Origin of the sequence: Niallia sp. RD1, assembly GCF_024219955.1 — a bacterium.
Lineage (GTDB): Bacteria > Bacillota > Bacilli > Bacillales > Cytobacillaceae > Niallia > Niallia alba.
Map to the genome: position 1 here is coordinate 1,056,011 of NZ_CP100420.1, position 19,066 is coordinate 1,075,076.

Below are 19,066 nucleotides of genomic sequence, written 5' to 3' on the forward strand. Positions count from 1 at the left end.
CGAGACTTTGAGTTATTTCTTAAGGTACTCGCTTTTTTTGGTGTATTGGGATTGGATGGGACCTTATGGAAGTAAATTGCTATTTGCTTCTTCTGTTTGGATGATGACGGGCGTTTATTTGATGCATGAACGCCACTCTACTCTCTTTTCTCTTCAACTTCGGCTTTCATCCAGCTTATGAACACCATCTTCCCCTCTCTTATATAAACGTACTTTCCCTCCTCACTCAGACAGTCCTGAAATAAAAAAAAGAATGAAGCAAATTTTCCACTCCATTCCCTTTCCTCTTCTATTCCCCTAACTTCTCTCTCAAACGTTCAAGGGTAATCTCTGTTGTACTTCCGACTTGCCAATCTGCTAACTTCATTCGGTCTGGGGTGCCAACACCTATCGCAAACATATTTGCCCCTTTTATTGCTTGTATGCCTGCCTCTGCGTCTTCCACTCCAATACATTCATTCACTTGTAGTTGCAACTGCGCTGCTGCTTTTACAAAGATTTCAGGATCAGGCTTCCCTTTTTTCAATTTCCCAGGATCTACGATTGTATCAAATAAAGTCGTTACTTCTAATCGATCTAATATTACAGGCCCATTTTTACTTGCAGATGCGAGACCAAGTTTTAACCCAGCTTCCTTGCATTCCAGCAAGAAATCTTTTATCCCAGGTAATAAGTCGTTAGGCGTTATTTCTTTAATTAGTTCTTGATAGTAAATATTTTTATCGTGCGCCAGCTCTTCGACTTGCGCTTCGGAAAATTGCCCGCGAATTCCGCCATGGTCCAATATTTTATATAAAGAGTCCATTCGACTAACACCTTTTAATTCTTCATTAAACTCGCGATCAAAAGGAACGCCAATTGCCTCAGCAGTTTTCTTCCACGCTAAATAATGATATTCTGCTGTGTCTGTAATAACTCCGTCTAAATCAAAAATAATTCCTTTTAACATATTAATCCCTCCCTAGATAAAGTGAAACTTCCATCAGTGGGGGTTTACCTTCCTCCCCCACTGATGTTTAGTTGAACCAATCGGACGTTTACGGACAGTTGATCTCCCACCTAGCTTCCTCGTATTCTCATAAGCTTGAGGCGGGAGTCTTACTGTCCGTTAAGAGTGGGGTAAAAAAGAGCCCTGCTTCTATAATTCTGATGCTTTTTCCCCTAGCATTAGAATGATAATCAATCAGTGGCTCCTTTCTTCCTAACTATCTATTTCTTAGGCTATTCTAAAAGATTGTTATCTTTGCGATAGATAAAATCTTATTAGATAGAAATACGGAGCAGCCTGAATACACGTAGGCTCCTATGGGAATAGTTCACCGCTCTCCCCATGGAAAGTGAAGGGTATTTAGGCTGCGGGTTTTTAGCAACAAACTTTATGAAACATCATTTCTTACCAACATACTCTTTTTCAAGTAATACAGCTTTTCCATATAACTCAATTTCTATCGCCTTACCAGATAAAAGCTCTAGTTTTACATTCTCAGAAGTTGTTGTTACTTGAATTAATCGATTGCGATAATTTATTGTAAACGAGTAACTATTCCAGCCTTTAGGCACAAATGGAGCAAAGGAAAGGGTCCCTGTTGCCGAGCGCATTCCAGCAAATCCATGCACAATAGCTAGCCAGCTTCCTGACATACTAGTTATATGCAGTCCATCTTCTGTATCGTTATTATAATTATCAAGATCTAGTCTTGCTGTTCGCTGATACATCTCATAAGCCTTTTCTTCTAAGCCAATTTCTGCTGCTAAAATAGAATGAACACAAGGTGAAAGACTTGATTCATGAACAGTCATTGGTTCATAAAAATCAAAGTTACGCTTTTTCTCTTCTAAGCTAAATTCATGATTTAAGAAGTACATTCCTTGTAAAACATCAGCCTGTTTAATGAAACAAGAACGCAAAATTTTGTCCCAAGACCAATTTTGATTAAGTGGTCTTTCTTCTTTTAAGAGTGTATCCGCAGAACGTAGATCTTTATCTAAAAATGTATCATGCTGTACAAAAATTCCTAATTCGTCATCAACTGGGAAATACATTTTATCAATGATTTCCTGCCATTTTACTAATTCGCTTTTTCCAATGTTTAAATCCGTTTTTCTTTTTGGAGCTGCCTTTTCCAGTAATTCTAATGTGTATTTTAATGTCCATGTAGCAATTTTATTGGTGTACCAATTGTTATTTACATTATTCTCATATTCATTTGGTCCGGTTACACCATGCATCATGTATTGATCATTCTTTTTCGAATAGTGTACACGATCTGCCCAAAAACGGCTGATTCCTACTAACACATCTAATCCTTCATTTAATGCATAGGTTTCATCACCTGTATATGTTGAATAATTAAAAATGGCATGGGCAATGGCACCATTACGATGAATTTCTTCAAATGTAATTTCCCATTCATTATGGCACTCAACACCAGTGAAAGTTACCATAGGATATAATGCCCCTTTAAGCCCTTGCTGTTTTGCATTATGTTCTGCACCAGGTAGCTGTTGACGGCGATAACGTAATAGCTGTTCTGTTACTTTAGGTTCTGCAACAGCTAAATACATCGGTACAATATATGCTTCAGTATCCCAGTAGGTTGCACCACCATATTTTTCCCCTGTAAAACCTTTTGGTCCCACATTTAGACGAGCATCCTCGCCATAATAGGTAGAGAATAATTGAAAAATATTGAATCGAATTCCTTGCTGTGCTTCTTCGTCTCCATCAATTTGAACGTCCGCCTTTTCCCAGCGAGCTGCCCATGCAGCAATATGTTCTTCTTTTAAAACAGTATATCCTTTTTCTCTCGCTTGTTTTGCTAACATATCAGAAACAGTTGCTAATCTTTCCTCTTCCCAATCACGAGAAGTGGAAATAGCGACATACTTCTGAAGATGGATAGTTTCTCCTTGATTAAGCTTATTGTTATATGCATTGGCCACATACATTGGCCTTTCATTATAAGAAGTTACTTCTAGATGATTAATTGTATTAACCATAGAGGCAGATACCGCAAATCTCGGTGTTCCAAAAGGATTATCAACCGTTTTCATTATTAGGTTACCTGAATTAGCCTCTACTTTTCTCCCGATCTCTTCCCAGAATTTCTCCTCATAGTTGGAGTCTTCATTTGTCACATCACCATCTAAATATGGGATTAACTCAATTTTATGCGTTCCCGTTAATGCTGTTACCTTAATGTCTATTGCACAAATTTCCTTAGATGCAATGCTTAAGAAGCGTTCAAATTCAAAGCGAATTTGTTTTTCTCCTTTTTGAAGGATAAAGCTCCGTTTTAAGATTCCTTCCTTCATATCTAGTTCAAGGTGAAAATCAGTGATATTTTCTTTATATAAATCTACTTTTGTACCATCTATATAAATATCGACACCAATGAAGTTAAGAGCATTAATCACTTTACCAAAGTATTGAGGATAGCCATTTTTCCACCAGCCAACTCTTGTTTTGTCCGGAAACCATACACCTGCAATATACGTACCTTGATGGAAATCTCCAGAGTAGCCTTCTTCAAAATTACCACGCATCCCCATATATCCGTTTCCAATGGAGGTTAGACTTTCCTGCAATCGCTTTTCTTTTTTTTCCAACTTATTTGATATTAGCTTCCAGCTGTTTATTTCGAAAAGACGCTTATTTGACATAATCTTCTCTCCCTATGCTTTATCTGAATCTGCCTTTAATCCTTTTTCTTTAAAACCTGTTCTAAAAAATGCAAATGCAATCATTAATACCGTTCCAAGGCCTTGGATCATTATTAAAGTCGCAACATCAAATTGAATAAATCCATAAATGACCGCTAGTATAGTTGGTAGTCCTGCTGCATTAAGGACAATCGTTGCTGCCTCTTTAAAGGTTCTTATATCCGTAATATTCGATTTCTTTGTTAACCACAATACAAGTGACATAAAGAGAAATTGCAATACATTCATTGCTATATATACACCAGCTAGTAATAGTAACAGGATTGGTAGAAGAAATGCCTTGTTCTGCACATACCATAAAGTACCGATATATTGCAGGACATCTTCCTTGCTTTCTATTTTGAAAGGATATTTCTCCTCATTTTTTGGGTAATACAATTGAAATCCAAATCCATTTTCTTCGGCAATTATTGCATAGTCTTCTTTAAAAACAATGGCATTGGCATATCCCTTTATACTAAATGTCTGATCTTCGCCAGTCATTTGATATTTATTGTCGTTATCAATTGCAATGACATTTCCACCTGATTCTTCTGTATATTGACTATCTATTCCCACTAACTTTCCATCTTTCACTTGTTTAGAGGACAAAGCTTCTACAAAGTCATCTGTGATTAATTCGGCTGTCCGTGGAAACAGAAACTCAAAAGGGAAAGTCGTTAATTTTGCCATTTGAATAGAGGTCGGCATCATCATACATGCAATTAAGAAAATAAAAAGGAAGATCATTTTTGGCCATGTTAATAGATTCTTACCCTTAAATACATTTGTCGGTGTAATGATAGACTTGAAATATTGCATCAAAAATGGTTCCGATTTCTTCATTGTAATCCCACTCTCTTACTTCATTAAATATGCTTAATTGGTCTTTTATATAACTTTACTCTGTTTGCGAATATTGCTTCTGTTTTCCGAGGTGACAGCTCACTATGGCGAACTATCACCTCTTCAAACTAGCATAATTTCACTTTCAAATAACATTTATTTATCTAAATTAGAACACTTTTTCCAGGGTCTTGCTTTTCAGCCATGTTTTTTCTACTTATCCTTTCGAACCACCGCTAGTTAAACCAGATACGAAGTTCTTTTGTAAGAAGAAGAATAAAACAACTATTGGTAACGCTGCTAGTACTGCTCCTGCTGCGAACAAGGCTACTTTTTGTTCTCGTGGGTTAGAGATTAACGTTTGCAACCCAACTGCTAATGTTAATAATTCGTTGGAGCGTAATAAGAACTTAGATAGTAAGAAATCATTAAATGGTGTCATAAATGCCCATAATGCCTGAACTGCAAGCATTGGACGTACCAATGGTAAATTGATTTGTACAAAGATTCTTAAATGGCCAGCTCCATCAATACGTGCACTTTCGTCAAATTCACGTGGAATCGTATCAAAGTATCCTTTCATTAACCATACGTTCATCGGTATTCCACCGCCGATGTAGATTAATGATAATAGCCAATAGGAATCAATTGCTCCAAGAACCGTTGCTAATACGTAATATGCTGTTAATGCTGCCATCGTTGGAACCATTTGAATAACAAGGAAGAAAATTAAGCTATATTTTCTACCAACAAAGCGATAACGACTGAATACATATCCAGACAGCGTTACTAAAGTTACTTGCACAATCATTACCGCAATAGCGATAATAATCGTATTCTTATACCAGCTTAAATAGTTGGTTTCGCTGAAAAGTCTTCGGAAATTATCTAGTCCCCAGTTTGCATCTAATTTCAACGTAAATGCCGCCATATTAGTTGCTTGAAACGCACTTGAGGCTGTTACCAATAATGGGTAAATGATTACTATAGATAGGATTCCGAGAAAACCATACGTTAATATTCTATTTATAAGTCGCGATGATCTCATGCTCATCCTACATCATCTCCTCATTGCCAAAAGCATTTGTTTTCTTAAACGTTATGAGTGATACCGCAATAACAATTGCAGAAATTATCAATGTTACCGCTGCTGCGACTGCATATTGTGGTGCCTGACCTGTTGTTAGCTTATAAATCCAAGAAATTAGAATGTCTGTTGATCCTGCATTCCAGCCGATACTTCCCGGACCACCTTCATTAAATAGATAGATGATAGAGAAGTTATTAAAGTTAAATGTATATTGTGTAATCATAACTGGCGCTGTCGCGAATAAAATCATCGGTAATGTAATATTACGGAATTGCTGCAAAGCAGTTGCTCCATCAAGGTTTGCTGCTTCATACAAATCATCTGAGATAGATTGCAATACACCTGTTACCATTACGAAAATATATGGGAACCCAAGCCAGCCTTGAATCATAATAAGTGCTGTCTTTGTCCACGTAGCATCTGTCTTCCAAGAGATTGCCGGTATATCAATGAGCGGCAAATGATTAATCAGTGGAATTACTTGAGCGTTAATAGCACCGATACTGTCATTGAACATATTAGAAAAGCCCATGATAGAAATAAATGCTGGTACAGCCCATGGTAATAAGAATAAAATTCGGAAAAATGCTTTACCTTTCACATGCTTCTGATGTAGCACAACAGCAGCAACGACACCAAGAACGATTTGTAAAGTAGTTGCGCCAAATGTCCAAATCAATGTCCAAACGAGAATTTTCATAAATGTTGCACGGTAAGAACTTAAGAAGAAAATATTTGTAAAGTTCTCAAAACCAACCCAATCAATTAGTTTAAATGGTGGTATATGTTGAAAATCATAGTTTGTAAAGGCAATAAATAATGTAACTAGTACCGGGAAAATAATGATAAAAGCCATTAATATATAAGATGGGAATGTAAAGATATAAGGGAATCCTTGTTCCCAAAGATTTTTCAAAATCTCAAGCGTTTTCGTATTAATTTTTTCTCCTCTATCTCTTAAAGCCCCTATTTTACGTGCATCTAGGATATTGAGTATATAGAAGAAGAGAAAGATAATGGATAAGATTAACTGCAATGTTCCTTTAATCATTAGGAATAACGAGTGATCATCACGAGGTACACTTCCTAATGTTATTAAGCCTTCTAAAGCCTGAAATCCAGTTAGCGCCATCTCTATTGCAAAAACTAAGAAGAGAGCAAAAAAGACTATTCCTTTAAAAGCTTGTTTATTATAAAACTGACCTAACCCAGGAATAATGGATAACAGGGATGCTTTCTTTTTATGATTTGTTTCATTTCGACTCATTACGGGCTATCCCCTTTCTATAAATTGCATAATTGTTGCATTCATGGTAATTTATTGATTTACCAAAAGAAATCATCACTCGACCAACTTCTTTTGATAAACCAATTTGGTTTTGAAAGCATTTTCAATGCAAACGATTGCGTTAAGTAAAGAAGAAATTTCTAATTATCAGTTGTGATAATTAGAAATTTCGACTGAAGGGAGCGAAATACCTCCCTTCATTTAGATTATTTATTAATATTTTTGTTCAATAGATTCTTTAATATTCTTCACTGTGTCTTCTGCAGATTGTTCAGGTGTTTTTGCACCAGAAACTGCATCAAACATTAGATATTGTCCGCCATCCCAAACTTCTGCCATTTGTTGAATATTAGGCATTGGCGAAGCGTTTTCAAAGTTTGCAATAACAGCTTGCGCTAATTCGTTATCTGCAGGAACTGCTTCACGTGCGATAGTGTTTGCAGGAATTTCGTTTGTAGCTTCAAAGAATTTTGTTGAATTATCAGCATTACCAACATACTCTAACCATTTAGCAGCTAATTCCGGATCTTTTGCATAAGAAGAAGCTACCCAAGCTTTTCCTCCACCGAATGCAGCGAATTTTTCACCATTTGGTAATGTTGGGATTGCACCAACTCCATAGTTAACACCAGCATCTTTAAATGTAGATGCCATCCAAGGGCCATCAATAATTACAGCAGTTTTACCAGTAGTAAACATTTCCGTAATGAAGTCACCAGAACCAGTTACGTCTTGCATACCTTTTGGCCATTGATCATACCAAGTTTTTGCATATTTAATTGAATCAATTGTACCTGCATTGTTTAAACCAATATCAGTTGGATCTGTTCCTTCGCTTCCAAATGCATATCCACCATATCCAGCAATTAAACCATAGCTAAAATAGAAGTCTGTCCATTTTGCTAAGAAAGCGGTGTTCTTGCCAGACTCAGATGCGAATGCATATTTGCTATCTTTTGTTAATGCTTCAACTTCTGAGAAATCTTTTGGCATTTCGTTAATTAAATCTTTATTATAGTAACCAACTAATGTTTCGATTACAAATGGTGTACCATATTGTTTTCCGTCAAAAGTTACTAGCTTTTCTTCTGTTTCAGTAATTCCTTCTGGTTGAGTTGTTACTTCAGCTAAATGACCTTGGCTACCCATTGAACCAACGCGGTCATAAGGAGCGATAAATACATCTGGACCAGTTCCAGCAGGACCATCTAATGCTAATGCATCTGCTTGATCTGTCATTGCCATCACTACTACTTTTACTTCTGCATTATTTTCAGATTCAAAATCTCCTTTAATGCTATCAATATATTTTTTATACCCATCGCCATCTACTGACACTGTTAATGTTTGTTTTCCGTCAGAAGATCCGCCTTTTGAACTTTCTTTCGTATCATTGCCGCCACAAGCGGTTAAAGAGAATGCAGTAAGTAATGCTACTCCTGACATTAATAGTTTTTTATAACTCATCATAAAATTTTCCCTCCTTGTTTATCTCACATTCTTATTGTAGAATTGAAACCGTTTCAATGCAATCGCTTTCTCTGTGTTACCGATAACAGAATGTAACATCAAAACACAACAATGTATAAATTACCCTATTATTGGGTAAATATCCATATTTCCATACGAATTAACCGTAATGGGCTTAGAGTCTTAGAGAACGTCCACCTACCTCCACATGAAAAACAAATGAAAAGAGCCATAACCATCCCTCTTTAAGCGAACAGTTCTGACTCTTAATTAGTGAGGTTTTATCCTCTTACTCTTTTTAATGATACTTTCCCCATATTAAGTTTAGAAAAAACAATTGTTAGGATAAATGGTATAACAATTGCCAGTACCATTGCTATTAAAAATGTAAGCATATGTTCCGCTTTGATAGATAAAAATCCTGGTATTCCCCCTACCCCGATAGAATGAGCCATTACCCCTGATCCAACTGAGATAACTGCTGCAACCATCGAACCGATCATGGCTGCTAGGAAAGGGAAACCATATTTTAAATTAATACCAAACATGGCTGGCTCTGTAACACCTAAGTAACACGAGATTGCTGCTGGAACTGATACTTGTTTTTCTTGTTCATCTTTACGATTTAAATAAATCATTGCTAATACCGCTGACCCTTGTGCAATATTTGATAAGGCAATCATTGGCCATAAGTTTGTTCCGTCAAATACACTCATTAATTGTAAATCAATTGCATTTGTCATATGGTGTAATCCTGTAATTACAAGTGGTGCATAAGCAAAACCAAATACTGCTGCAAATAACCATCCTAAAGAAGAAGTTAATCCAGAGTAGACTACATCAGAAATGACAGAACCAATCTTCCATCCGATTGGACCTAGTACTGTATGCGCAATTAATACGGTTGGTACTAATGCGAAGAATGGTACAACAATCATCGAAATGGCATTCGGAATAATTTTACGCAAACGTAACTCTAGGAATGATAATAATAAACCTGCTAAGATAGCGGGAATCACTTGCGCTTGATAACCAATCATGTCAACTTGAGCAAACCCAAAATCCCAAAATGGAACTTCTTCTGCTCCTGCTACTGCATAGGCATTTAATAATTGCGGTGATACTAATGTAATCCCTAATACGATTCCAAGAATTGGTGTCGCACCCATTTTTCTTGCTACTGCCCATGTAATTCCGACAGGCAAGAAGTGAAAGATTGCTTCCCCTATTAACCACAAGAAACTATTTGTTCCGGCCCAAAACTGGGATACTTCTACTAATGTTTTTGTTCCGTCTTCCATTAATTTGATTTCGCCAATAACATTTCGGAAACCAAGAATTAATCCTCCAACTACGATTGCCGGAATCAACGGTGTAAAAATATCTGCTAAATGAGCAATCATTCTTTGCAGGAAATTCATGTTTTGTTTTGCAGCCTTTTTAGCTTCATCTTTAGAAGTATCACTTACTCCCGCAATCGAGATAAACTCATTGTAAAAAGATGAAACTTCATTCCCAATAATAACTTGGAACTGACCTGCTTGTGTAAACGTTCCTTTTACAAGCTTCATTTTTTCAATGCTGTCGATATCAGCCTTGGATGGATCATTTAAAACAAAACGCATTCTTGTTGCACAGTGTGTTACTACGGAAATGTTTCCGCTTCCACCAACATGTTCAAGAAGTTCTTTTGCTTGTTCTGTGTATTTTCCCATCATTCTTCCCCCTTTTGCCTTACTCTCATGTATTAATCAATCAATTATAATTTCTATTGCATACCCAAAACCTGTATATACAAGTTTTGATTACGTTTTCATTATAGTTGTATATACAGGCGGTGTCAATACAATAAAAATAAATATTTTTGCATGGCTAAGAAGAATTATTTAGGGAACAGAGAAAGTTCACTCCTTCATCAAGTAGCTCTATTGGCATCATTAAAACAAAAAAAACAGGCCCTTACAATCTATTCATTACAAGGCACTAAAATGCTATTGTAATGAATATTGTATGGACCTGAGAATTTAGTACTTACACAAATAGAGCAATGAAAATTCCAATAAGTAACATCATACTACAATAAAAATAATCAAATAAAGTGATATATGTTTTTTGATAATACGTTCTATCTTTCTCTCCTGTAAATCCTCTTACTTCCATTGCTATGGCCATTTGCTCTGAACGACGGATTGCTTGTGTTAGCAAGGGAACTGCATAGCGAAAGAAAGCCTTCCAAGTGCCACTATGTTTATATCCTCTAATCCGATGGGCTTCCTTCAGTTGCGCTAGGTCTGATTGGAACATTGGAATACAGCGAAAGCCAGCCATCATTCCATATGCCCATTTCGGTGATAATTTCCATTGGTGGATAAGGCTCATCATTAATTCATACAAGTTAGTAGTAGTTGTAAAAAGTAAGCCAATCGTAACGAAGGCAAGCATTCTCATCGAGATAAGCAAACCACTTCCGATACTTTCTTCCGTTACTTGAAACCAAGCCCATTTCCAAACAACCGTTTCCCCTTTCCCAAATGCGGCTAGCATCCAAAACGTAAGCACAAAGAAGATAGAATAAGGAAGCAGAACCTTTACAAGAAATTTCCCCTTCCATCCTCCGAGCGTTAAACCAAGGATGAAAACATATATCCAAATAGCTAACGTAGAAAGCGCACTTTGAATCGTCATCAAAATAACCATTAGCAAAATATGGGTCATTAGTTTCATCGCTGGGTTAAGATGTGATAGATAAGACTCGTTGCTTTTGATTGTCTTCAACCTCCTTTAAATCAGCGATTAATTGATAGTGGATAGGAGGTATAATAGCTAGCTTCTTACAAAGCTCTTGATTGGAAAAAAGAAGATATGGATGGTCCGCATAAGCTTGATTCTTTTGATGTAAAACAACAACTTTATCTGCATATTGATCAACAATATCCATATCATGTGTAACCATAATAATAGAAGTTCCTTCCCTCTTTCTCTTTTCAAGCACTTGCAATAAATCATGTGATGATTTCGCATCTTGCCCAAAGGTAGGTTCATCTAATAAAAGAATATCTTGATCTAATAACAGCATCGTAGCTACACTCAATCTTCTTTTCTGTCCAAAGCTAAGGGTAAAGGGATGTTGATTTTGATAAGGCTCTAAACCAAATTCCTTCAAAAGCTCTGTAGTGCGTTTGTTAATGTCCGTTTCCTTCCATTGATATTGAATACCAGAAAACGCAATTTCACCAAAGACCGTTTGATTAATAAATTGGAGCTCTGGATTTTGGAATACGAAACCTAAGTGCTGATATAAGTCTCTATCTCGCCACTTTTTTAGTTCCTTTCCATGAAAGCGGATGTCTCCCTTTTTGCTCTTTTTAAGATGAGCGAGCATTTTCAAGAAGGTACTTTTCCCCGTACCATTATTACCAATAACAGCAATCCATTCTCCCTTATTCACAGTAAGATTTATGTTTTCTAATATAGTTTCTTTAAAGTAAGCAGCTTCTAAATGATTTACTTCAAGAACTGGATCGTATAGCTTTCTAGAATCTGCCGTTTCTTTTCTGATTTCATATTCTTTCAGTAACGCTATTCTTTTTGGATGATCTTCATTTTGAATGATATCCTCCCATTTATGAGGGTATATTTGAGGAATCCATATACCTGCCTCTTGCATCTCTGGTTTATGCTGATTAAGAATCTGTTCTGGTTTGCCATCAGCAATTATCTGTCCTTTTTTATCCAAAAGAATGACACGATCCATCCATTCTATACAGCCATCTAACACATGCTCGACCATAACCATTGTTTGTCCAGTTCTAGTTGCAGTATTTTTTATCACCTCAAAAACTTCTTTTCGACCAGAAGGATCTAACTGTGCTGTTGGCTCATCCAAAAAAAGTACTTCTGGCTCTAACGCTAATAAACAAGCTAAAGCGAGTCGCTGCTTCATGCCACCTGAAAGATTAGCTATAGGAGTATGCGGCTCAATCGTTAACCCAACGGTTTGGAGAAGTTCCAAAATGATAGCATCCATTTCTTCCCTAGGTACTTTTCGATTCTCCAAGCTAAAAGCAATTTCTTCCTCTACATGTTCCATGCAAAACTGCGTGTCAGGATTTTGGAAAAGGACACCGACTCTTTTTTTCCTAATGACTTCTCCTGAAACACTTGCTTCTATATGTTCAGGAATGATGCCGGCTAAAACAGATATTAGCGTAGATTTCCCGCTGCCACTTGGACCTAGAATCAATACTTTTTCCCCTTGATTAATATGTAGTGACACTTCTTTGAGGATAGGTTCCTTATCCTCAAAGAAGCGCACAGATAGATGGTTACATCCTAACAATGAACTCATCATTAGTCTCCTTCTTTCGGTTCGATCTAGAAATAGCATAACCATTTAAAACGCCTGTTTTACCAAGCCCCTCAACAATTGCTTTCGCTAATAATCCCCCTAAAATCAATCCACTGATTACTTGAATAATAAAGGTAAGAACGAGTGTCGTCGTCGTATAATAGGAAAAACCATTTGCTAGAATGCTATATAGCATACTTCCACAAGCAGCTAAAGCGCCGGAAAGCATTAAAACAGATACATGATATTTTTTATAGCGGAATATCGCGAATGCAATTTCAGCACCAATTCCTTGGAATACGCCAATTAACAACGCTGATAAGCCGAAATGACTGCCAATTAAAAGTTCAACAGAAGCTGCAACTACCTCGGCAATTAAGGCTGCGCCTGGTTTTTGCAAAATATAGGCAACAATCGGGCTTGCAATAACCCATATTCCAAACATAAAGTTAGCACCGACTGGACCAACTAATGCTGAAATCGGGAGCCATAAAGTGGACCACCCCATATAAAGAACACCACATGCTACCGCAATTACTACTAATAAGACAACCTCTTTGATTTTCCAGTTCATACTGACACCTCAAGCGTTTTTACTGGCCATTCCTCTAGGTTATAAGCCATATCCCAAAACTTGTATTCTAGTTGACAGCTTAATAGAAAATATTCCATTAGCTTTTCTTTCTGCGCTTCATTAAGCGTTTCAGCAATTTCGTCTAGTCGCTGGCAAAATGGTGTAGTGACAGTCATTGGGCCATCTCCATAAAAGTGAATCCAGTCATAAAAAGGATGGGCACTATCAGGGTTAACCTCTTCTAAAAGCTTTTTACCGATTTCCACATATGTCCATGGGCAAGGTAAAAGCACTGCTAAAATATCGGCAATATCACCTTGCTGTGCAACTGTAAGCATGTGACGAATATAGTGATGTGCAGACGGAGCTACTGGAAACCCTTGTAGATCTTCATATTTAACACCTGCTACTTCACAAAAATTATTATGTGGATGTATTTCGCTATGTAGCACAAAAGATATTTGATTATTAAAAAGTTCGATATCTCTTCTATTCGAACTTTTTGAAATTGCCAAACCATAAATTTTCATAAACGCATTTAAATACTCAAAGTCTTGTTTCACATAATGGATAAGCTGTTCTTTCTTTAAATCACCCTTTCCAATTCCTTGAACAAATGGATGTTCCATAATTGCCTGAAAGATTGGTTCTGCCTGCTTGCGTAATTCTTGTGAAAAACTCATTTGATTTCCTCCTTCTTTGGTCCTTATGACCAACCATTAAGATTTTTTCATGAAAAGGAAAACATGGAGCAACTTTGATATGCAAAAAAGCCACTCCAAAAATGGAGTGGCTTATATATGAATAAAATAACACTACTATTCTATGCCGACTCCACTTTCCTACGCTAGTATGAACTAGATCAGGTTCAAAGGGTCCAAGTATTCTTGTCTCAGCCAATAAGGCTCCCCTAGTGGATTTTCCTATTCAATTACTTAATACATTACCGAAAGTCTATAATTTTTGTCAATCATTTTTCACATATTCTTTTTGATAATTCTGTTTATCCCCTATTCTTAAGGGGAATACCTTTAATGAAATTCTGATTATGTATGCTGTATTTCCCTTTACTTTTAAAGAAACTTTCACAAAATTGACATATTCATGTGATGTTTTTCACATAATTTAAGTATATAATCACTATATAAACAGTAATAACATTTTACAAAAGAATGAATTTTAAGATACTATGGAGAAAAGTAGAAACAAAGTAAATTATTAACGAATCTTGTTCTCCATTTAGTAATGAAATAGCTTTAAATACTATTAATCTATTAAATTAGAAAAAGGAGTTGCAATAAGATGAAACAGCAAAATATTAATCGAGTAGTTTTAATTGGTACAGGTGCTGTAGGATGCAGCTATGCCTACTCATTAATTAACCAAGGTGTTACCGAAGAACTTGTTTTGATAGATGTAAATAAAGAAAGAGCAGAAGGGGAAGCAATGGATTTAAATCATGGTATCCCATTTGCCCCTGCACCGACAAAAGTATGGGCTGGTGACTACGCTGACTGTGGTGACGCTGATTTAATTGTCATCACTGCAGGTCTTCCGCAGAAACCAGGTGAGACTCGTTTAGATTTAGTTGCGAAAAATACAGCTATTTTTAAAAGCATTGTAAAAGAAATAACTGCTAGTGGGTTCGATGGTATTTATTTAATTGCAACAAATCCAGTTGATATCCTTACTTATGTAGTTTGGAAAGAATCTGGGCTTCCTAAAGAGCGAGTAATCGGTTCTGGGACTACATTAGATTCTGCACGTTTCCGCTATATGCTAGGTGAGTATTTCGATGTAGATACACGCAACATACATGCTGCTATTATTGGGGAGCATGGAGATACGGAGCTTCCTGTATGGAGCAGTACAACGATTGGCTTAGAAAGCATTGAAACAAAGCTAGCTAAAAATGACAAATACTCTCAAAAAGACTTAGATGAACTTTTCATTAATGTTCGAGATGCCGCTTATCATATTATTGAGCGTAAAGGCGCCACTTATTATGGAATCGGAATGTCACTTGTCCGAATTACAAAAGCGATTCTCGGAAATGAAAACTCTATCTTACCAGTATCTGCATATCTTGATGGCGAATATGGTCATAAAGACATCTATATTGGTGTTCCTGCAATTATTAATCGCCAAGGAATTCGTGAAGTACTTGAGCTAGAACTAAATGAAAAAGAAACAGAACAATTTAATCACTCTGTTGAAGTTCTTAAACAAACAATGGAATCTACCTTAAATTAATAGATAATAGAAGCCTATTACTATCAACGTATAATAGGCTTCTATCTATTTTCTTCATCCAATAGATGGAGTGGCTCGTAACCGTACTCTATTAAGTTAACAAATCCATTTTCCGCAAATATAATCCCCTCTTTTTCTAACATCCTTCTTTGAAGTTGTCCATGTTCACCTGGTAATCCAATGCATCCTTTACTATTAAGTACCCGTTGCCATGGTAGTTGATATTTTTCCGATAAGGTATGAAGAATTCTAACAACTTGTCTCGCACCCCTTGGACTTCCAGCTATAGCAGCTATTTGTCCATATGTCATTACTTTCCCTTCTGGAATATCTACAATGATTTCAACTACCTTTTTTGTAAAAGGTCTCATCTTCTTACCTCCTCTTATATATAGACCATTCTAACAAAATTTTTGTTAGAAGTTACTTTTTCCTTCTTATTAGAGATAAAGATTATACCAATGAAATTTCATAAAAAAAACGAGGCTGGGACAAAACTAAATAGTTAATCTGTAAAGACGAACAATCTCTAGTTTAGCTCATAAATAAAGGTTACTTTCCTATACTGATTATTTATGTTTTTAACTATAGTCAAGTGTAAAAATTAATTCGTTCCATTGCGCTACAGACACACGATTCGCCGGGGAGCAACCTAAGCCTCCTCGGCTAAAGCCTGTGGGGTCTATAGATTGCTCTATTTCCCGCAGGAGTCGAGTGTCCTCCGCTCCATTGCACTCCGTTTTTAAAGGCTAATTCCTAAAATAATATTGTTTTTTCAAAAAAATGAATTAGTAGGAAATATGGAGCAGCCTGAATACACGTAGACTCCTGTGGGATTAGCGAGACAGCCTGAGACCCTGCAGGCCAAAGGCAGACCGCGGCTCAGCGCGAGCCCCACGGAAAGCGAAGTATATTCCGGTTGCGAGGAATCGCACCGAACTTCATGGAAATAACCTTTTAAAAACAAATAAAAACCCAAACAATTATACGGAACTTTCATTAGCATGTTCGTATAATTGTTCGGATTTATCATTTTCTGGAATACTTTTGTCTCAGCCTTTTCCAATCCCTCTTATTAATGCCCACCCAAATAAGCCTGCTTTAATTCATCACTTTCCTGTAGTTCTTGTGCAGATCCTGATAAAACCACTTTTCCTGTTTCGATGACATATCCTCTATGCGCAATCGATAATGCCATATGAGCATTTTGCTCCACCAATAAAACAGTCGTTCCTTCTTCATTAATTTCTTGAATGACTTGAAAGATCGTACGAACGATAATCGGTGCTAATCCCATCGATGGTTCATCTAAAAGAAGCAATTTCGGTTTTGCCATTATGGCTCTTCCCATTGCCAGCATTTGTTGTTCCCCACCAGATAGGGTGCCAGCTAGCTGTTTTTTTCTCTCAAATAACCGCGGGAAAATCTCATACACTTTTTGTAAATTCTTCTGAATTTCCTGTTTATCTTTTCTTAAAAAAGCGCCTAATTCCAGATTTTCTTCCACTGTCATATTAGAAAAAACTCGGCGTCCTTCGGGTACATGTGACATTCCAGCTTTCACGATTGATTGCGCTGGTTTTCCTGCAATAGACTTCCCTAAATACTCAATAGAGCCCTTTTTAGGCTTAATTAAACCGGATAATGTCTTTAATAATGTACTTTTACCCGCTCCATTCGCACCGATAAGGGTAACTATTTCGCCTTCTTCGATATCAAGCGTTACTCCCTTTAACGCCTGAATATTTCCATAGTATACATTAAGATCCTTTATATGAAGCATTATTCAGCAACCTCCTCTCCTAAATAAGCTTCGATTACCTTTGGATGATTTCTAATCACTTCAGGTGTTCCCTCTGCAATCAATTGTCCATGATCCAAAACATAAATTCGCTCACAAATCCCCATAACAAGGGGCATATCATGCTCAATAAGCAAAATGGTTAACTGAAATTTTTTTCGAATAAATGCGATCAATTCCATCAGCTCATGCGTTTCCTGAGGATTCATTCCTGCAGCTGGTTCATCTAGTAGTAACAGTTTAGGACCTGCCGCTAAAGCTCTTGCTATCTCTAGACGGCGTTGCTGGCCATACGGAAGATTCTTCGCTTTTTCATTCATATAACGATCGAGTTGAAAAATCTTTAGAAACTCTATTGACTTTTCTTCCATTTCTTTCTCCCCTTTGTAATGAGAAGGAAGCCGCAAAATACTGCTTAGCATCGAGTGCTTTGCCAAAGAATGATAGGCTACCTTTACATTATCTAAAACGGATAGCTCTTCAAATAAACGGATATTTTGAAAGGTTCTGCTAATCCCTCTTCTTGTTACCTGAAAAGGCTGCAATCCCTTTAGACTCTTTCCATCAAAGAGAATTTCCCCTTCCGTTGGCGCATATACACCAGTTAACATGTTGAAAGTAGTCGTTTTCCCCGCACCATTCGGACCTATTAGGCCAATTAACTCTCCTTGATTCAGTTCTACATCAATCGCGGAGACTGCCTTTAAACCACCAAAAGAAATACCTACATTTTTCATTTGCAATAAAGGTTCATTCTTAGTCATTGGAATTACCCCCTTTGCGTTTAAACAAATCTGTAATTTCCTTCGTTCCCATTAATCCCTTTGGGCGATATAGCATTACGATTACTAAAACAAGGCTATATATAATCATTCGCGTTTCTGGATAATCTTGAAGATAAGTAGAAATGATTGTCAAAAAGCTAGCGGCAATAACAGATCCTGATAAACTCCCTAATCCTCCAAGGACGACGTAAATCAAAATATCAAAGGACTTTAAAAATCCAAAGTTAGTTGGATTAATAATATAGAAGTTATGTGCTTGAAGCGCCCCTGCAACTCCAGCGAATAAAGACCCTAGTGCAAAAGCCGCCACCTTATAATAAGTTGTGTTAATTCCCATCGCATCTGCCGCAATTTCATTTTCCCTAATCGCAATTGCTGCACGACCATGTCTTGAATTAGTAAAATTCACTATGACCAAAATTGTAATAAATAAACAAATGAACGTACTTGTCCATGTAGTCAAATGGGTAACTTGCATTCCTGCTGCTCCACCGACATAATCAATATTTAAGAAGAAAATTCGAATAATTTCCGCAAATCCTAATGTAGCAATTGCTAAATAATCTCCTCTTAATCGCAATGTTGGAATTCCAACTAATAGCCCTGCTAGTGCGGCAACAAGTCCACCAGCTAAAATAGCAATTGGAAAAGGCAATTGAAACTTCATAGTGGCAATAGCTGACACGTATGCCCCCACTGCCAAAAAGCCTGCATGTCCAATTGAAAATTGACCGGTAATACCTATTACAAGATGCAAGCTAACTGCTAGCATAATATTAATTGCCATTAAGATAATCATATTGCTATATAAAGAGTCAATCCAGCCTCCAGTCATTAGGAACTGAATTACGCCATAAATAAGTGCGGACAGTATAAGGAATATCCAAAAAGTTTTTGATTTTTTCATCC

16 protein-coding genes and 1 riboswitch are annotated in these 19,066 nt (G+C 36.8%); of the genes, 1 reads left to right on the plus strand and 15 read right to left on the minus strand.

Annotation, left to right across the window (positions count from 1 at the left end):
• Positions 1-289: 289 nt before the first annotated feature.
• From pgmB to tenA, 11 genes are all read right to left on the minus strand, one after another.
• Positions 290-949 carry a beta-phosphoglucomutase gene (gene pgmB / locus NKG37_RS04950; RefSeq protein WP_101729943.1) on the minus strand — a complete coding sequence of 220 codons (660 nt, stop codon included), beginning with the start codon at positions 947-949 and terminating at the stop codon, positions 290-292.
• Positions 950-1,386: 437 nt separating this feature from the next.
• Positions 1,387-3,663 carry a glycoside hydrolase family 65 protein gene (locus tag NKG37_RS04955; protein WP_254415910.1) on the minus strand — a complete coding sequence of 759 codons (2,277 nt, stop codon included), beginning with the start codon at positions 3,661-3,663 and terminating at the stop codon, positions 1,387-1,389.
• 12 nt (positions 3,664-3,675) lie between these two features.
• Positions 3,676-4,548, minus strand: a complete 873-nt coding sequence (locus tag NKG37_RS04960; RefSeq protein ID WP_212117736.1) for a DUF1189 family protein — start codon at positions 4,546-4,548, stop codon at positions 3,676-3,678.
• 217 nt (positions 4,549-4,765) lie between these two features.
• The gene (locus NKG37_RS04965) at positions 4,766-5,602 is read right to left on the minus strand and encodes a sugar ABC transporter permease (RefSeq protein WP_016202630.1); all 837 of its coding nucleotides are present in this window, start codon (positions 5,600-5,602) and stop codon (positions 4,766-4,768) included.
• A gap of 1 nt (position 5,603) precedes the next feature.
• Entirely contained in the window at positions 5,604-6,905 is a 1,302-nt protein-coding gene (locus tag NKG37_RS04970) for a sugar ABC transporter permease (RefSeq protein ID WP_212117734.1), read from the minus strand.
• 234 nt (positions 6,906-7,139) lie between these two features.
• Positions 7,140-8,396 carry an extracellular solute-binding protein gene (locus NKG37_RS04975; RefSeq protein ID WP_254415911.1) on the minus strand — a complete coding sequence of 419 codons (1,257 nt, stop codon included), beginning with the start codon at positions 8,394-8,396 and terminating at the stop codon, positions 7,140-7,142.
• 281 nt (positions 8,397-8,677) lie between these two features.
• Positions 8,678-10,111 carry a PTS system trehalose-specific EIIBC component gene (gene treP, locus NKG37_RS04980; protein ID WP_016202633.1) on the minus strand — a complete coding sequence of 478 codons (1,434 nt, stop codon included), beginning with the start codon at positions 10,109-10,111 and terminating at the stop codon, positions 8,678-8,680.
• Positions 10,112-10,427: 316 nt separating this feature from the next.
• On the minus strand, positions 10,428-11,162 hold the full coding sequence (locus NKG37_RS04985; RefSeq protein WP_040343132.1) for an energy-coupling factor transporter transmembrane component T family protein: 735 nt from the start codon (positions 11,160-11,162) through the stop codon (positions 10,428-10,430).
• Complete coding sequence (locus NKG37_RS04990) at positions 11,128-12,744, minus strand: ABC transporter ATP-binding protein (RefSeq protein WP_254415912.1); 1,617 nt, start codon at positions 12,742-12,744, stop codon at positions 11,128-11,130. Before NKG37_RS04990 ends, NKG37_RS04985 begins: the two co-directional genes overlap by 35 nt.
• Complete coding sequence (locus NKG37_RS04995; protein ID WP_169189435.1) at positions 12,722-13,318, minus strand: ECF transporter S component; 597 nt, start codon at positions 13,316-13,318, stop codon at positions 12,722-12,724. Before NKG37_RS04995 ends, NKG37_RS04990 begins: the two co-directional genes overlap by 23 nt.
• Positions 13,315-14,001, minus strand: a complete 687-nt coding sequence (tenA, locus tag NKG37_RS05000; RefSeq protein ID WP_016202636.1) for a thiaminase II — start codon at positions 13,999-14,001, stop codon at positions 13,315-13,317. The genes NKG37_RS04995 and tenA overlap by 4 nt, the downstream gene beginning before the upstream one ends.
• Before the next feature lie 139 nt (positions 14,002-14,140).
• Positions 14,141-14,240: riboswitch (TPP riboswitch) on the minus strand.
• A 380-nt stretch (positions 14,241-14,620) separates the two neighbouring features.
• Between tenA and NKG37_RS05005 the strand changes: the two genes are divergently transcribed.
• Positions 14,621-15,571 (plus strand): L-lactate dehydrogenase, encoded by a 951-nt coding sequence (locus NKG37_RS05005; protein ID WP_016202638.1) that lies wholly within the window; start codon positions 14,621-14,623, stop codon positions 15,569-15,571.
• Positions 15,572-15,612: 41 nt separating this feature from the next.
• Here NKG37_RS05005 and NKG37_RS05010 read toward each other — a convergent pair whose 3' ends face one another.
• From NKG37_RS05010 to NKG37_RS05025, 4 genes are all read right to left on the minus strand, one after another.
• Positions 15,613-15,942, minus strand: a complete 330-nt coding sequence (locus NKG37_RS05010) for an MGMT family protein (RefSeq protein ID WP_254415913.1) — start codon at positions 15,940-15,942, stop codon at positions 15,613-15,615.
• A 704-nt stretch (positions 15,943-16,646) separates the two neighbouring features.
• Positions 16,647-17,354 carry an ABC transporter ATP-binding protein gene (locus NKG37_RS05015; RefSeq protein ID WP_016205208.1) on the minus strand — a complete coding sequence of 236 codons (708 nt, stop codon included), beginning with the start codon at positions 17,352-17,354 and terminating at the stop codon, positions 16,647-16,649.
• Positions 17,354-18,136 carry an ABC transporter ATP-binding protein gene (locus tag NKG37_RS05020; protein WP_016205209.1) on the minus strand — a complete coding sequence of 261 codons (783 nt, stop codon included), beginning with the start codon at positions 18,134-18,136 and terminating at the stop codon, positions 17,354-17,356. Before NKG37_RS05020 ends, NKG37_RS05015 begins: the two co-directional genes overlap by 1 nt.
• Positions 18,129-19,064, minus strand: a complete 936-nt coding sequence (locus tag NKG37_RS05025) for a branched-chain amino acid ABC transporter permease (protein ID WP_016205210.1) — start codon at positions 19,062-19,064, stop codon at positions 18,129-18,131. Before NKG37_RS05025 ends, NKG37_RS05020 begins: the two co-directional genes overlap by 8 nt.
• Between the last annotated feature and the right edge of the window lie 2 nt (positions 19,065-19,066).

What these genes read in the sequence shown, in the direction of transcription:
- pgmB (WP_101729943.1), bottom strand. Translation starts at nt 949, where the DNA reads ATGTTAAAAGGAATTATTTTTGATTTAGACGGAGTTATTACAGACACA.
- NKG37_RS04955 (WP_254415910.1), bottom strand. Translation starts at nt 3,663, where the DNA reads ATGTCAAATAAGCGTCTTTTCGAAATAAACAGCTGGAAGCTAATATCA.
- NKG37_RS04960 (WP_212117736.1), bottom strand. Translation starts at nt 4,548, where the DNA reads ATGAAGAAATCGGAACCATTTTTGATGCAATATTTCAAGTCTATCATT.
- NKG37_RS04965 (WP_016202630.1), bottom strand. Translation starts at nt 5,602, where the DNA reads ATGAGCATGAGATCATCGCGACTTATAAATAGAATATTAACGTATGGT.
- NKG37_RS04970 (WP_212117734.1), bottom strand. Translation starts at nt 6,905, where the DNA reads ATGAGTCGAAATGAAACAAATCATAAAAAGAAAGCATCCCTGTTATCC.
- NKG37_RS04975 (WP_254415911.1), bottom strand. Translation starts at nt 8,396, where the DNA reads ATGATGAGTTATAAAAAACTATTAATGTCAGGAGTAGCATTACTTACT.
- treP (WP_016202633.1), bottom strand. Translation starts at nt 10,111, where the DNA reads ATGGGAAAATACACAGAACAAGCAAAAGAACTTCTTGAACATGTTGGT.
- NKG37_RS04990 (WP_254415912.1), bottom strand. Translation starts at nt 12,744, where the DNA reads ATGAGTTCATTGTTAGGATGTAACCATCTATCTGTGCGCTTCTTTGAG.
- NKG37_RS04995 (WP_169189435.1), bottom strand. Translation starts at nt 13,318, where the DNA reads ATGAACTGGAAAATCAAAGAGGTTGTCTTATTAGTAGTAATTGCGGTA.
- tenA (WP_016202636.1), bottom strand. Translation starts at nt 14,001, where the DNA reads ATGAGTTTTTCACAAGAATTACGCAAGCAGGCAGAACCAATCTTTCAG.
- NKG37_RS05005 (WP_016202638.1), top strand. Translation starts at nt 14,621, where the DNA reads ATGAAACAGCAAAATATTAATCGAGTAGTTTTAATTGGTACAGGTGCT.
- NKG37_RS05010 (WP_254415913.1), bottom strand. Translation starts at nt 15,942, where the DNA reads ATGAGACCTTTTACAAAAAAGGTAGTTGAAATCATTGTAGATATTCCA.
- NKG37_RS05015 (WP_016205208.1), bottom strand. Translation starts at nt 17,354, where the DNA reads ATGCTTCATATAAAGGATCTTAATGTATACTATGGAAATATTCAGGCG.
- NKG37_RS05020 (WP_016205209.1), bottom strand. Translation starts at nt 18,136, where the DNA reads ATGACTAAGAATGAACCTTTATTGCAAATGAAAAATGTAGGTATTTCT.
- NKG37_RS05025 (WP_016205210.1), bottom strand. Translation starts at nt 19,064, where the DNA reads ATGAAAAAATCAAAAACTTTTTGGATATTCCTTATACTGTCCGCACTT.